We start from the raw sequence: 15,406 nt of genomic DNA, 5'->3' as shown, positions 1-15,406 counted from the left end.
CATGAAACGACCTGAATTACTGGTTCCGGCCGGAACATTCGAAAAAATGCAGTACGCCTTTGCCTACGGCGCTGACGCGGTTTACGCCGGCATTCCGCGCTTTTCCTTGCGGGCCAGAGAAAATGACTTTACCATGGAAAAGATCATCCAGGCGCTGGAGTACGCCCATGCCCGTGGCAAACGCGTGTACCTGACGATGAACATCTATCCGCACAACACTAAAATTCCTTCATTTACAGACATGCTCAGGCATGTGGCCGAACTACGACCGGACGGCTTAATCATGGCCGATCCGGGGATGATTCTGGTCGCAAGAGAAAATCATCCGGAACTGCCCATTCATCTTTCGACCCAGGCCAATACCATCAACTGGCAGGCGGTTCGGTTCTGGAAACAGTTAGGCGTCAAGCGCATCATCTTAAGCAGGGAGCTGCGCCTGGATGAAATCGAAGAAATACGTCAACATGTGCCCGATATCGAGCTGGAAACATTTGTGCACGGCGCCATTTGCATCGCTTATTCCGGTCGTTGCCTGTTGTCCAATTATTTCAACCATCGCGATGCCAACCAGGGCACCTGTACCAACGCCTGCCGCTGGGAATACAAAGTTTACTCCGAACCGGCGGAACTGGAAGAAGAACGCGATGTTCTTTTACCGGCTGCCGGTCGGCATTTTTACCTGGAAGAAGCCGAGCGGCCCGGTCAGCTTATGCCTGTCGATGAAGATGAACACGGCACGTACATCATGAACGCCAAAGACCTGTCCACCATTCACATCCTGGACAAAATTGTTAAGGCCGGCCTGGACAGTTTAAAGGTCGAGGGACGCACCAAATCCGTTTATTACGTTAGCGTTATTACGCGCGCCTACAGGCAGGCGCTGGATTTTGTTTTAAAAGGACAGGCAGTTCCGCAAGCCATTTTGCAGGAGGTTTACGCTGTGGCCAATCGCGGTTATGTGACCGGCTTTTTAGAACGCAATCCGCTTGACAAAGGACAGAACTACGAAAGCGGGCATTCGTCCAATCAAAGTCGTCTGTTTTGCGGAATCATCAGAAGCTGGGATGAAAGACGCGGGCTGGCCACAATTGCCGTTCGCAATCGCTTCGAAGTCAATGATGAACTGGAATTAATCACCCCCCAAAAAACCATCCGCTTTACGGTTAAGGAAATCATCAATGCTGACGATGAAATAGTAAACGTGGCGCATGGAGGCGGAAAAGATGTTCGCCTTGTTCTGCCCGAAAAGCCAGATGCCTTTGCTCTGCTGCGTAAGGTAGTTAAACAACAAACAGCCGTTCTTTTTTAAATCAAAATCAGAAAAGGAATTTTATGAACAATATTTTATTCTACGAAGCCCTGACAGACGAACAGATAACGCATCTGGAGAAAGAAAAGGTTGTGGTGCTTTTGCCTATCTCTCTTTTAGAAGCGCATGGCCCGCATTTGCCCCTGGGCACGGATATTTTGATAGCCGAAAAATTTTCACAACTGCTGGCGCAAAAACTTTCAAAAAAACATGAAGACAGCGCCTTTTTAATTTTGCCTCCTGTTCCGATGGGCGTGGGCGGTATTTCAAGGCCGGGCACCTTAAATCATGAACAGAATCTGATTAAAAATGTCATCTTTCAGTATGGGCAGCGGCTACATGAACATGGTTTCAAACAGGGGATAATCATCAGCGGCCATGCCGGCAGGGGGCACCTACAGGCTATGAGCGCCGCTTCAAGAAAGTTAAAAAGACAATTCGGTTTTGAGTTTTTAGCGCTTACCAGCTACCTGTTTATGGACGCCGGTCTGAAGAAAATGGGGCAGATGGTCGCTAAAGAGGGAAACCATCTGCCGCAATACGACGGACATGCCGGCTTGTGGGAGACCTCGGTGATGATGTACCTGCATCCCGATCAAATTAACGGTAAACATCACGGTTTACCGATCTCTGAAGATGCCGATAGCAATGGATATCGTGGCAATCCTGCCGAAGCCAGCCCGCAAATTGGGCAAAAGCTGGTCAACTTTTTATTGGATATTGCACAGATGATTGTAGAAAAACATTTCTGGCTGAAGAGTTGAATAGCCGCTGGTCTGCGGTTCCGATTCCGCCCTGTTTGGAACGGGTCGGCTCGGCAAACTCTTTACACTATTTTGCGCTGTAAAAAAAGTTAAAGAGTTATGGGGTAAATCCATCAAACGCAGCAACGACATGCTTTCCGCCTGCTTTATGAAAAATAGCTTGCAAAAATTGATTCTTCCCGCTGTGGACGAGCGATAACCTTTTGCCATTTCGTTGCGGCCAAAATCGATGGCTATTAGATGCAGCGGGAAGCGGCATGTACGGGCGGTTGCTGAACTTTACATTTGAAAAACAGAGAGACGGCCTGCCTTTTGTTTTGTGGTTTTTTGAAAAATATTTGAACTTTTGTGTTTCCCTGAGGTAAATTGCTAAAAAAAGAAGGAAAAAGCGCTTGAAAGCTTTATTAGTTGATGATGACATTAATTTAACGAAAGTCCTTTCCTATCAGTTGAAGCAGTCGGGTTATTCGGTATCGGTAGCCCATTCCGGCAAAGAAGGACTGAAATTATTCAAAGAACAAATTTTCCCTCTGGTTATCAGCGATATTCAAATGCCAGATATAAACGGCATCCAGTTGTTAGAAGAGATTAGAAAGATTGATCGCGACGCCATTTTTATTTTGATCACCGCTTTTGGCAGTATCGATCAGGCGGTACGGGCCTGCGAACTGGGCGCCGACGACTATCTGACCAAGCCGTTCAGTCGTGAACAGCTCATTTTCACCATTGAAAAAGCGGTAAAAATTCACCGGCTGGAGAATGAAAATCTATTACTAAAGCAGGAGCTGGGCCAGCACTTTAATTTTGACAATTTGATTGTGCAAAGTCCGGCCATGGAAAAAGTTGTGCAGGTGGCATCCCGGCTGGCGCAGAGCGATTCTAATGTGCTGATTTTAGGAGAAAGCGGCACGGGCAAGAACTTAATCGCCAAAGCCATTCACTACAACAGCCGCAGAAAGGACAAACCGCTGATCACGGTCAATTGTCCCTCCATACCGGACCAATTGCTGGAAAGCGAATTGTTCGGTCATGTTAAAGGCTCCTACACAGGGGCTATTTCCGATCGTCGCGGCAAGTTCGAGCTGGCGGATGGCGGCACCATTTTCCTGGATGAGATCGGCGACCTGAAGCCGGAATTACAGGCGAAGCTACTACGCGTGATTCAGGAAAAGGAGTTTGAGCGTATCGGCGAAAATAAGCCCATTAAAGTCGATGTGCGGATTATTTCGGCCACCAATCGTGATTTGAAAAAACTGGTGGAAGAGAACAGATTCAGGGAAGATTTGTACTACAGACTTTCTGTTGTTCCCATCGTTATCCCGCCGTTAAGAGAACGAACGGAAGAGATTCCGGCTTTAATCGACATGATGTTAAAAAAATTGGCGCCGGATCGAAAAATTCGCATAACGCCGCGCGCTCTGTCCCGTTTGCAGACCTATCACTGGCCGGGTAATGTGCGTGAACTGGAAAACATCATTGAACAGATGGTTGTGTTAAGCGGCAAAGACGTACTGGATGAAGAGGATTTACCGGAATCGCTCCGGCAAAGCGCTTCCGCGGATGCGGAAAGATGGGACAGCGGCGAAATATTACCGCTCAGACAACTGGAAAAACAGGCGATTGAACGTGCATTACAAATGGCGGACGGAAACCAATCCCAGGCAGCGCGCCTGCTGGAAATTCCGCGTCATGTTTTAATTTACAAGATGAAGAAGTTTGATCTGTTAAAATAATAGGCCGCTTCAGAGCATAGAAGCGGCCTCCATATTTTATCAATAAGATTTCTGGTTCAATCCCAGAAACGATCTCATGCCTTTTAGAAAAGCACGGTTTATTTTTCTATAATGGCGCCTGTCGGGCAGACTTCCACGCAGTCCCCACAATCTTCGCACAATTCCTGATTGATATAGGCAACGTCATTCTTCATTTCAATGGCGCCGCTCGGACATTCGCCTTCGCAGGCCACGCAACTGATACATTCTTCTTCTTGAACCACGTACATTGAAAGCTCCTTTAAAGTTTGATTTACTGTTTACCGTAAAGAGCCTGTGGTAAGACAATTAATATGCCAAAATCTGAGTATTTCTCTAATTAACTAAAAATAATAAAATTAGAGTGTGTTGAAAAAAAATGTTGGTCGGCCAATATTTTCAGATTTACTAAAATAGCAGTAAAAGTTCTTATTTTTGAGAAGTTCGTCGGCTTTTTTAAAATTTCTTAAAAATTGCATAAAATGTCAGATTCCAATATATTACTTGCTCACTTGCGGAGGTTGACTATGGTTAAAATAATACTGTACATTCTGTTATTAAGCGTGCTGGGAATTATTGCTTTTTTTATTCTGCTTAACAGTATTCTGCATCGCATCTTTCATCATTCTCCGGTGGAGAATAAACGAACGCCCGACGACGTGGGGCTTGCCTACAATGAAATATTTATTGAGACGGTACATCACAAAAAATTGCAGATGTTTGAAGTGCCTGCCCAAAATCAAGGAAAAGTCGTGTTCCTTTGTGTGCATGGCTGGGCAAATACAGTGGATAATTTTCTGGAAATTGCCGCACGGCTGGTTAAGATGGGATCGGTATATTTGCTGAATACACGCAATCATGGAAAGAGCGCGCGCGAAAACTCCATGACCATTTTAAAATACGAAACCGATATTCGCCACGCGATGGATTACATTGAAAAAAAGTTCGGGGAAAATATAAAAATTATTTTGCTTGGCCATTCTCTGGGAGGGGCGGCCGCCTTGCTAACGGCCAGCGATGATAAACGCGTTGCCGGCGTCGTTTCCATTAGTACCTTTTCCGATATGGAAAAAATTTTGCGTCAGGGTTTTGTAAAAAGTAGTCTGCCGGAGTGGTTCATCAATGGCCTGTTAACGTACATCGAGTTCAGAATAGGACGCACCCTGAAACATGTATCGCCCGCCTGGATTATTAATAAACTTGATGTTCCCGTACTGCTGATTCACGGTACAAAGGATGAAGTGGTGGATTACATGGAGATGGAAAAAATCTTTAAAGAAGCGAAAAAGAAACAAGCCGAAAAATTTGTAGCCAAAGGACACAACCATTCTTCTTTGCTAAAAGACGAAAATGTAGCCATTGCCATCGAAAGCTTTATAAAAAAGCAATTCTTAAATAAGTGATTTTAAGCATGACTTTGAATGGTATTTTATTGTATCCTGATAGTGAAAAATAACATGGAGGATTATATGAGAAAATCAATTATTACCGGCGTAGGACGCTACCTGCCTGAGAACGTCGTAACTAATTCTGATCTGGAAAAAATCATGGACACGTCAGATCAATGGATTCGTGAGCGAACGGGCATTGTCGAGCGTCGCTTTGCGGACCTTGAAAATGGCGAAACCACATCGTACATGGGAGCTCAGGCGGCAAAAAAAGCGCTGGAAATGGCCGGACTGAAAGCAACGGATATAGATTTTATTATTTTTGCTACGTTAAGCCCCGATTACTTTTTCCCGGGCGCAGGATGTCCTCTGCAGGTTCATCTGGATATTCCGGGGATTGGCGCCATGGATATCAGAAACCAGTGTACGGGCTTTGTTTATGCCCTGGCAACGGCCGATCAGTTTATTAAGAGCGGAATGTACAACCATATTTTAGTGGTCGGCGCCGAAGTGCACAGCAGCGGTTTGAATTTAAGCACCGAAGGCAGAGATGTGGCCGTTTTGTTTGGCGATGGCGCGGGCGCAGTGGTCGTTTCGGCCTATGAAGGCAATGATGGCAGGGGGATTTTGACCAGCCATTTACATGCCGACGGACGATTTGCCAAACAACTGTGGGTGGAGGCTCCTGGAGCATCCTTTCGCCCGCACATTACGGAAGAGATGTTAAAAAACGGTAAAGTCTATCCGTACATGAACGGGCGATATGTGTTTAAGCATGCTGTTACGCGATTTCCGGAAGTGATTATGGAAGCATTGAAAACGGCGCAGGTGAATATCGAAGACGTTGATCTGGTCATTCCGCATCAGGCCAATCAAAGAATTACCGAAGCCGTGCAGATGCGACTTGGCTTACCAAAAGAAAAAGTATTCTCAAACATTCATAAATACGGCAATACAACCGCAGCTTCCATTCCCATTGCCATGAGCGAGGCGCTGGAGCAGGGATTGATTAAAGAGGGTAATCTGATATGCCTGGCTGCTTTTGGAAGCGGCTTTACCTGGGCCTCATCGCTGATCCGCTGGTAAACTACCAGTTTTAGGAGATGGGTAAAACGAAGCGTAAGAGTGTAAAGAAAAAGCTCGAAACGTACGGGGAACGTTAATCCTCGCCTGATTGGCGGGCGAGGATTGACAGGCCCTTTGTTGGAATTCCCTGAAAACCGCCGTACCGTTTTTAATAAGTGAGTAATCATATTGGAATACTTCCTTCGTAGCATCTATCGCGCCAGGGTGGGATTGGTTGAATGGTTAATTAGTTGAATGGTTGATTGGTTGAATGGTTGAATATTCGCCGGCCTTTCATTCTTTTTCTCGCCTTTGCACAAAACTGGCCAACGCAGGAATCACTTACACCGTTGGAAATGACTCTCAACGCTCAATTACCCCCTCATCCAGAATAAAAGTCTGTGAGGAGGGGAAGCTTAGCATGGCAGATTATTTCCAGGGTTGATAGAAATTTTCCGGCTGTCCATTAACTCATAACTTTGAATTTGTTAGGGCAGAACCGAGCCCCTTAAACTCTTACACTCTTATACTCTGACACTTTTTCTGCCCAACGGTGGCAGGCATTGCCCGGAGTGGCCCTCACCATCAGAATAAGAATCTGGGTGAAAAGTTATTCCCAACGATGTAAGAAATTACACGGTCTTCCCCCTGTCTATTCAACCGCTACTTTTTCTGTAACGCGAGACGCGTTTTAGCACCAAATAAAAGGAAAAAAAATTTGAATTTTAATTTTAAATTTCTAAAATGAAATAAATATTCTGATCCCAATGCAGGAGGAACCTCATGGAGAAGCGCGTTAAATTTTCTCTCTGGTATTATCTGTTCATCATCGGTTTGATTTTACTCTTTGATTTTCTGTTTTTTTCCGGGCCCAAAGTTCAGGAGATCTCGTACAAACAATTTCGCGATTATCTCTCGCAGGGAAAAATCGAAAGCGTAGTGCTGACCACGGACAAGATTTACGGTTTGTTAAAGAGCGAAGATAGTCTTAAAACGCAAAAGAAAGAAGAATTCAAGCCCGCTTTAAAACACACGCCCTGGCATTTAAATCTGGAAAAATATGCGGAAGAATATGAAAAGCAGGTAAAGCGTCAATTCATTGTCATTCGTCTGGAAGACAAAGACCTGATTCAGGATCTGCAGGCGGCCAACGTCGATTACAGGGGCAAGCTTTCCAGCGACTGGTTTACCAATTTCCTTTTAAATTGGATTATTCCTTTTGGCATATTGTTTTTGATATGGGGCTATGCATTCAGTCGCATGGGAAAAGGCCCGGGCGTATTGAACATTGGCAAGAGTAAGGCGAAAATCTACGAATTTGATCCGGAAAAGCGCGTTACCTTCAAAGATGTGGCGGGCGTTGACGAAGCCGTGGAAGAGGTGAAAGAGGTGGTGAATTTTCTTAAGGAGCCCGAAAAATACACGCGGCTCGGCGCTCGTTTGCCCAAAGGAATTTTATTGGTCGGGCCTCCCGGAACGGGCAAAACGCTGTTGGCGCGCGCCGTTGCCGGTGAAGCCGGCGTTCCCTTTTTCAGTATGAGCGGATCGGACTTTGTGGAGATGTTTGTGGGCGTTGGCGCCGCGCGCGTACGCGATCTGTTTAATGAAGCCAAAGCCAAGGCGCCGTGTATTATCTTTATTGACGAGCTGGATGCCATCGGAAAGAGTCGCGCCGGCAAAGTGGCCATTGGCGGCGGCTACGATGAACGCGAAAATACACTGAACCAGTTGTTGATCGAGATGGACGGCTTCGATCCCAAGAGCGGGATTGTGATCATGGCTGCCACCAACCGACCGGAGATTCTCGATCCGGCGCTTTTGCGTCCCGGACGTTTTGACCGGCAAATTCTGGTGGATCGACCGGATTTTAAAGGGCGCGTGGATATTTTAAAAGTGCACACGCGTAATCTGGTGCTGGGCGACGATGTGGATCTGGAGCAGGTGGCAGCTATGACCACCGGTTTTGTTGGCGCCGATCTGGCCAACCTTTGTAACGAAGCGGCTTTACTGGCTTCACGTAAGGGCAAAGACAAAGTGACCATGGAAGATTTTCATGATGCTTTTGAACGCGTGGTCGCCGGTCTGGAAAAGAAGAATCGCGTAATCAACGAACAGGAGCGCAAAATCGTTGCCTATCATGAATCGGGCCATGCCATTGTGGGCTATTTAACGCCGGGCGCCGAACGCGTGCAAAAGGTTTCTATTGTGCCGCGTGGTCTGGGCGCTCTGGGCTATACCCTGCAAACGCCCACGGAAGATCGCTTTCTGATGTCTAAAAAAGAATTGTTGGGCAAAATAAAGGGGCTGCTTGGCGGACGGGCCGCCGAAGAGGTGGTGTTTGGCGAAGTCTCTACCGGCGCATCCAATGATCTGGAGCGCGCAACAAAGATAGCGCGCAGTATGATTGTGGTTTACGGAATGAGCGAACGGTTGCCGAACTTTTCGCTGGTTCAAAATACGGCCGGTCAATTTTTAGGCCAGGGGCCCGATCTCACTCCCCATTCCGAAAAAATTGAGCAGATGATTGACGAAGAAGTGCTGGAAATTATTGACCGCTGTTACAAAGAAGACCTTGAATTATTAAAGCAGAATCGCGAAAAACTGGAAGCAATGGCCCGGCGCCTGCTGGAAAAAGAAAATATTGACGCCAAAGATGTGGAAGAGATTATGAAGGGGGAAGAAAGGAAAGAATAAGATTGGTGATTGGTGATTGATGATTGACGGCCGGGGAGGGCAGTTTTTTCATGGGGAAGGGCTTGCTCGCGCCGGCCTTCTCTCGACAGGGTGGAATCTGAATGACGGGCCGGGGGCTGGTTAGCGAGCGTACGTCATCGTTAAAATGGCAGGCCTCTGCCCGTGAGAAGAAAAGCGTTCATTGGTGGAGGTTTTTGTCCAGTGTTCCACTGGCGCAAACCGCAAAAACAGTTTACCCGCGCGACCCTCCCGGAGAACCTATTCAATCATTAAGCCAATTAGCCCGTCAGCTCAGCAACCATTCTTTAAAAATCGAATAATCCTTATCCAGCAAGATCGCTTTTTTCTCTTTTTGTAACGTCTCTGCAAGGCGTGGGGGATTTTGTACTTCCTGCCCACAACTCTCTTCCACTACATCCTTGAATTTTGCAGGATGAGCGGTTTCCAGAACAATTTTTTGCCAGTTTTCTGCCTTGCAATCCTGAACAAATTTTTCCATGGCCAACAATCCGACGGCTCCGTGTGGGTCAAAAATATACGCGTACTTTTCGAATGCTTGCTTAATTGCCAGCCGCGTCCGGGCATCATTAAAACTGGCGCCGTAAATGGCCGATTTAATCCGTTGATGATCGTGTTCAAAGAAATCTAAAATACGAAAGAAGTTGCTGGGATTTCCCACATCCATGGCATTAGAGATGGTCGGTCGAACGATGCGCGGCGTGAATCTTCCGCTGGTTAAATACTGCAAAAAGACATCATTGGCGTTCATACCTGCAACAAATTGATGGATGGGAACGCCCATTCGCCGGGCAATCAGTCCGCCCGTTAAATTTCCCAGATTGCCGCTGGGAACGGAGATCGCAACAGGGCGATCTTTAAATGGCAGTCGTCCCACGGCATGGGCGTAATAAAACGCTTGCGGTAAAAGTCGGGCAATATTGATGGAGTTGGCCGAAGTCAAATTCCGTTTACGGCGTAAATCTTTGTCAGAAAAAGCCTGTTTGACCAGTCGCTGGCAATCGTCAAACGTTCCTTCGATTTCCAATGCCGTAACATTTGCGCCCAGAATGGTGAGTTGTTTTTCCTGGATTTCGCTGACCATCCCCGAAGGGTAGAGTAAGATGACGCGCACATTGTTTTTGTTGTAAAAAGCATGGGCCACGGCGCTGCCTGTATCGCCGGAGGTGGCAACCAGAATGGTGAGTTCTTTATTCTCTTTTTGCGTGATCAGTTCTACCAACCGGGCCATGAATCGAGCGCCAAAGTCCTTAAAGGCCAGCGTCGGCCCGTGGAAGAGCTCCAGCACAAACAGCTCGCCCGTCAGGGGAACAAGCGGAACGCCAAAATCAAAAGCCTGCGTGATTAAGCGTTCGATTTCTGTTTCAGTAAAATCTTGCTGTAGAAACGGCCGGGCCATTTGCAAGGCAATTTCCTGAAAGGTCATCTCTGGCAAATTGTTGATGACCTGATCCGCCAGACGGGGGATGGCCTCTGGCATAAATAAACCACCGTCTGGGGCAAGGCCCTGTAAAATGGCCTCTTTAAGCGAAAATGTCTGGCTTCTGTTTTTGGTGGAATAAAAACGCATTTTTACTCCTCGCTTTGAATCACTTGCGGCCCGTGCGGATTAACGGGCGAGAGGTAAAGATCGAAATCCAGGCCCAATTTCTGGTAAACCTCAGCCATGGCCTGGCCGCACTGGCGGGCGCTTTCAAGGGAAGTGGTTAAGGCAAAAAGCGAAGGCCCAGAGCCCGAAATACCGCTGCCCAGGGCGCCGGCCTGTAATGCGGCCTGGCGTGCCTGCTGATACCCCGGAATGATCTTACCGCGTATCGGTTCGATGATCACATCGTTCAGGCTGCGGCTGATCAATTCAAAGTCGCCTTTTTGCAGGCCGATTACCAGTCCGGCTATGTTGCCCCATTGCTGGATGGCGTCGTTCAGAGGGACATGCTGGCGCAAGATGTTGCGCATATCCGCTGTTTTGATTTCAATTTTGGGATGAAGAATAGCGCAATGCAAGGCATGTGGGTAATCGATGGCCAGCGCTTCTACAGGGGCGACGCTGCGAATTACCACAAAACCGCCGTAAAGGCAGGCCGCCACGTTGTCGGCATGGACGTGGTTGCCGCTAGTCAGTTTTTCCCCTTCAAGGGCAAAAGGCAACAACTGTTCCCGACTTAACGGCCTGGTTAGAAATCGATTTAATGCCCACACCGCCGCCACCGCGCTGGCCGCGCTGGAACCAAGACCGGTGCCAACAGCCATTTGTTTGTAAATTTCCATTTCAAAGCCGGCCTTTAAATTTAGCGCTTTCATCATGCTCAGTACAGCTTTGCCGGCGGTGTTTTTGGACGCTTCAAATGGGATGGAATTTGCGTGTCCCTGAATTTTTTTGATTGTAAGACCGGCTTGCCCACTCCGCCTTAGCACAACCACATCCCCGGGTTGACGGAGGGCAAAGCCCATGATGTCAAAGCCGCAGCTCACATTGGTGACTGTGGCCGGGGCAAAGACTTTTACGGCATGTAAATTTTGTTTCAGAGTCATCGGCTCGTCTCCTGCTGCAAATTAAAAAATTCTTTGTGAATGGCCTGTAGGGCTGCGGTTAAATCCTTTTGTTCCACCACCAAAGAAATGTTCAATTCCGAAGATCCCTGAGCAATGGCCACGATGTTGATGCCGCTGTGGCCCAGGGCGCTGAAGGCCCTACCGGCAATGCCTCGGGTGCGCCTCATTTTTTCGCCCACCACGGCGATTACCGACAAATCGTTTTCGACCTGTATTTTGTTGACGGTTTTTTCCATTAATTCTAACTTTAATTCGCGTTCCAGCGCTTTTCTGGCCGGCGTGGCCGATGCGGGCAAAACGCCAAAGCAGATGGAGTGCTCGGAAGAGGCCTGAGAAATTAAGATGATATTGATGCCTTCGCGGGCCAGAGCGGTGAAAATGCGGCCGGCAATACCGGTAACGCCGATCATCCCGCTGCCGATAACGCTGACCAGGGCGATGGCATCCAGCGAAGAAATGGCTTTGATCGGATAGGGCCAGGCGTTGGCTTGTGCGCTGATCACGGTGCCCGGATGTTTGGCGTTTAAGGTGTTTTTTATGCGGATGGGAATCTTTTTGTCCAGCGCCGGCTGCATGGTACGCGGATGAATGACCTGCGCGCCAAAGTGCGAAAGCTCCATGGCCTCTTCGTATGTGAGCCGGGGCAGGGTAAAAGCTTCCGGCACCTGGCGTGGGTCTGCGGTCATCACGCCGTTCACATCGCTCCATATCTGTATCTCCTGCGCATTGAGCGCGGCGCCTATGATGGAAGCCGTATAGTCCGAACCGCTGCGTCCCAGCGTGGTTGTTTCATTTTTAAGAGTAGAGGCGATGAAACCTGTAATAACCTGCAAGGCGTTTTGCTTTTGAAAATATTGTTGAATGTTGGCCAGCGTGTCCGGCCATAAAACCTGCGCCTGCCCAAAGCGATCATTGGTTTTGATGAGCTGCCGCGCGTCAAGAAATTGCGCCGTAATGTTTTTTTCTTTTAAAACCTCTGCCACAATAAAGGCGGAAAGGCGTTCGCCAAAACTCATGATAAAATCGAGAACGCGCGCCGATAGTTCCCGAACCAGAAAAACACCATGCAATACATCGTGCAGATCATTTAATTGACGGATGATGTGCGCCAGCGCATGACTCTGATTTTGAACGGTAATCAGCTCCCGGATTAAATGTACATGCCGGTCTTCGATCTGCTGTTCCAGTTCGCTGTAGCGTCCGTCGCCAATGGCAGCTTTTTTAGCGGCTTGAATTAATAGATCGGTTACGCCGCCAAAGGCCGAAACAACAACGGCAATTTGCTCCTTTGACTGTAAAAGATTCCGGATGATGGTTGTTACGCGATCTATTCGCCCGGCATTTTCCAGCGAAGTGCCTCCAAATTTCAATATTTTCATTTGAATATCTCCGATTTTGAACACAAAAAAACCGGCTTCAGACTGAAGCCGGTTTTTTAAAACAGGTTATTTTGCGCCGAACTTCAGCCTGAATTTAATAAAAAGGTGGTGGTTGTGGTGGTGGAGGTAAGTGAAGCACCCGGCGATTTTTTTTCAACCAAAAAAATCAGCAAATGAATAAAATTTCCGCCACTGTTAAAAATGAAACGCATATTTACCTCCGAAATATTTTGCGCATTATACAATGGTTTGTAAATAAAATCAAATCTTTTTGCATAAAATTACATTATTGAAGGCATTCATTTGAAGGATTTAGTGCGTGGTGCCGCAAGTCTTGAAGCTTTTGAGGAGCAGGATTGAGGCAGGCCAGATCAGATTGTAACAGATGTGATCGGGGCAGTGAGCATTATTCTGTCAGGATATGAAGTTTGCCTTCGTCATTTGAGGTGGATTAGGATACTTCCTCTGGAAGATCTAATGGAAAAGCGTTTGAAAATTTTTGTGCTATTGGATTGGTTGAATAGTTAATTAGTTGAATGGTTGAATAGAAATTTACAAATGCGCAAATATTGAACATCATTGGAGAAAAATTTCCAACGAACAGTTCTTCCCACTCTCTAAGACTCTTTTTCTTGGAAAGGGGGGGACGGCAATTGAAACTATTTTTAATTTAAAATAGTTTTTGCGCCTTTGTGACTTATCTGAGCTCTCTGTGGTCTCTTAAAATAATTTGTTTGATTTTTTTCTGCGATGATTGGCGTAATCTGCAAGAAAATTACTATGCGCGCGTTGCGGTTGATTTTGGTTGCGGCTGTGCTTCCTTAGTTTTTTAGAAAAAAAGCCTTTTTCCCTTGATGATTGCACACAGAAAGTAAAGCCCAAGACAGCATAAGCATTTACATAGGTGAAAAAATAAATGTAGAGCGACTCTGGAGAGTCGCTCTACTTCAATCTGTTTTACAGAAAATCCCAATTCACATAATTCCAGCGATAATCATCGGGGGTGGCGGCTAACCCCGCTTTCACAGGATTCTGTAGAGTGTAATTTACGGCACGCTTAAGCTCACGCTCATTCCGTATAAGATGGTCGTAACTTTCGTGTTGCCAGAATTGGCCCTGCCTTCCTAAAATCTTATTCGCTTTCCTCGCCGTAAATTTTTTAAAGCTTTCCATAATTCTGGCCAAGAAATACGCATCTTCATCTTTCCGTTCCTGGGATATTTTCTCTTTATGGTTTTCCCATTTGGGTAATAACACCACATGAATATGATTGGGCATAAGAGTAAAAGCAATGAGATGATAGAGCCGCCCATCACCCCAGTGCAATGAGTCATGAACAATCTGAGCCACCTGTTCATTAGCAAGCCATGTTGGCCCGGTTGAACGTTCATGGAGAAAATCGTCGTATTTTAAAAAGAATGTTCGATGCAGTTCTTTTTTGTGAAGAATTCTGGATTGTTTATTTTTTAGTTTTTGAATTTTTTGCGTCTCCTTTTGGAATTCCTCTCGAAGTGCATTCAATTTTTGTTGCGGCAGGCTGCCTGCTAATCGCGTCGTAACAAAAAAAGGAAAGCCCGGGATAATTAGATGTGGAAGATTTCGTCGATAAAATGCCATTGAATCTTTAACTTTTAATGTTTATCGTAGAGCGACTCTCCAGAGTCGCTCTACAGAGTCGCTCTACCTGCTGTATTTGCCCATCAACTGTGCCTCACCTACAATGTGTCCGTTCATGGCCTGCAGTAATTGAGCCTTGGTTACGCCCGGCGGCAGATCCAGTTTGTCATCCAGAGCGTAAAGTTTAAAAAAGTAACGGTGCGTTCCTCCGGGCGGACAGGGACCGCCGTAGCCATAGCGTTTAAAATCGTTTTTTCCCTGCAATGTGCCGTTGTCCAGACGTTCAGAGGGAGGAATAGCTTCCGGCAGGCTGCGGGTCGTGTCGGAAATGTTGTAAATGACCCAGTGGACCCACGTGCCCATGGGGGCATCGGGATCATCGCAAATTAAAGCAAAAGAACGGGTTTCTTGCGGTACGTCTGACCAGCTCAGCGGCGGCGACACATCCTGACCGTCGCAGGTATATTTGGACGGAATCATTCCGCCTTCTTCAAATGCAGAACTGATTAATTTCATGGTGACGTTCCCTCCCTTTTTACCTTCTACTTTTGGCGTTTTATTCTGGGATTTACAAAAGGTTAGTAAAAGTGAAAAAATGAAGAAAATAATGATGCTAAAACGCAACATGGCATACCCCCTCACATTGGATTTTCAATGGAATTTAAAAAAATAAAAAGGCAAAAGACAACAAAAAGTAGATTTTGGACGTAAAAAATATCATATTCCTTTTAGAGCTTCAGAAAAGGCAAATTTTTGTGTGATTGCGGCGCTTTCCCTGAGGCGGGAGAGGAGCGGTTTCCTGTCTAAATTGAGGTAGTAGGTTGCTGATTTCGTTAAAACGGGATTGAAAATGACAGTAAAGGAGATG

The 15,406-nt window shown here is 46.7% G+C and carries 12 protein-coding genes; 6 read left to right on the top strand and 6 right to left on the bottom strand.

Going from position 1 to position 15,406, the window contains the following annotated elements; genetic code table 11:
• Position 1 precedes the first annotated feature (1 nt).
• From trhP to Cabys_RS15485, 3 genes are all read left to right on the top strand, one after another.
• Positions 2–1,309 (top strand): prephenate-dependent tRNA uridine(34) hydroxylase TrhP, encoded by a 1,308-nt coding sequence (gene trhP, locus Cabys_RS15495; RefSeq protein WP_006927075.1) that lies wholly within the window; start codon positions 2–4, stop codon positions 1,307–1,309.
• A gap of 23 nt (positions 1,310–1,332) precedes the next feature.
• Positions 1,333–2,073, top strand: coding sequence for a creatininase family protein (locus tag Cabys_RS15490; RefSeq protein WP_006927074.1), 741 nt, complete (start codon positions 1,333–1,335; stop codon positions 2,071–2,073).
• A gap of 392 nt (positions 2,074–2,465) precedes the next feature.
• Complete coding sequence (locus Cabys_RS15485) at positions 2,466–3,806, top strand: sigma-54-dependent transcriptional regulator (protein WP_006927073.1); 1,341 nt, start codon at positions 2,466–2,468, stop codon at positions 3,804–3,806.
• Positions 3,807–3,904: 98 nt separating this feature from the next.
• Here Cabys_RS15485 and Cabys_RS15480 read toward each other — a convergent pair whose 3' ends face one another.
• Complete coding sequence (locus Cabys_RS15480; RefSeq protein ID WP_006927072.1) at positions 3,905–4,075, bottom strand: 4Fe-4S binding protein; 171 nt, start codon at positions 4,073–4,075, stop codon at positions 3,905–3,907.
• Positions 4,076–4,351: 276 nt separating this feature from the next.
• Here Cabys_RS15480 and Cabys_RS15475 point away from each other — a divergent pair, with 276 nt between their 5' ends.
• The 3 genes from Cabys_RS15475 (at position 4,352) to ftsH (ending at position 8,971) form a co-directional block, all read left to right on the top strand.
• Positions 4,352–5,227, top strand: a complete 876-nt coding sequence (locus Cabys_RS15475; protein ID WP_006927071.1) for an alpha/beta hydrolase — start codon at positions 4,352–4,354, stop codon at positions 5,225–5,227.
• A 66-nt stretch (positions 5,228–5,293) separates the two neighbouring features.
• Complete coding sequence (locus tag Cabys_RS15470; protein ID WP_006927070.1) at positions 5,294–6,298, top strand: 3-oxoacyl-ACP synthase III family protein; 1,005 nt, start codon at positions 5,294–5,296, stop codon at positions 6,296–6,298.
• Positions 6,299–7,060: 762 nt separating this feature from the next.
• Positions 7,061–8,971 (top strand): ATP-dependent zinc metalloprotease FtsH, encoded by a 1,911-nt coding sequence (ftsH, locus tag Cabys_RS15465; RefSeq protein ID WP_006927069.1) that lies wholly within the window; start codon positions 7,061–7,063, stop codon positions 8,969–8,971.
• 286 nt (positions 8,972–9,257) lie between these two features.
• Here the strand turns inward: ftsH and thrC are convergent, their stop codons facing one another.
• The 5 genes from thrC to Cabys_RS15440 form a co-directional block, all read right to left on the bottom strand.
• Positions 9,258–10,559, bottom strand: coding sequence for a threonine synthase (gene thrC / locus Cabys_RS15460; protein WP_006927068.1), 1,302 nt, complete (start codon positions 10,557–10,559; stop codon positions 9,258–9,260).
• A gap of 2 nt (positions 10,560–10,561) precedes the next feature.
• Positions 10,562–11,521, bottom strand: coding sequence for a homoserine kinase (locus tag Cabys_RS15455; protein WP_006927067.1), 960 nt, complete (start codon positions 11,519–11,521; stop codon positions 10,562–10,564).
• Positions 11,518–12,921, bottom strand: coding sequence for an aspartate kinase (locus tag Cabys_RS15450; RefSeq protein WP_006927066.1), 1,404 nt, complete (start codon positions 12,919–12,921; stop codon positions 11,518–11,520). The genes Cabys_RS15455 and Cabys_RS15450 overlap by 4 nt, the downstream gene beginning before the upstream one ends.
• A gap of 957 nt (positions 12,922–13,878) precedes the next feature.
• Positions 13,879–14,538 carry a transposase gene (locus Cabys_RS15445; protein WP_006927064.1) on the bottom strand — a complete coding sequence of 220 codons (660 nt, stop codon included), beginning with the start codon at positions 14,536–14,538 and terminating at the stop codon, positions 13,879–13,881.
• Positions 14,539–14,601: 63 nt separating this feature from the next.
• Positions 14,602–15,054, bottom strand: a complete 453-nt coding sequence (locus Cabys_RS15440) for a YbhB/YbcL family Raf kinase inhibitor-like protein (protein ID WP_150109231.1) — start codon at positions 15,052–15,054, stop codon at positions 14,602–14,604.
• Positions 15,055–15,406: the final 352 nt, after the last annotated feature.

It is taken from the genome of Caldithrix abyssi DSM 13497 (assembly GCF_001886815.1).
Taxonomy (GTDB): Bacteria; Calditrichota; Calditrichia; order Calditrichales; family Calditrichaceae; genus Caldithrix; species Caldithrix abyssi.
This window is presented reverse-complemented; position numbering and strand designations above follow the sequence as displayed.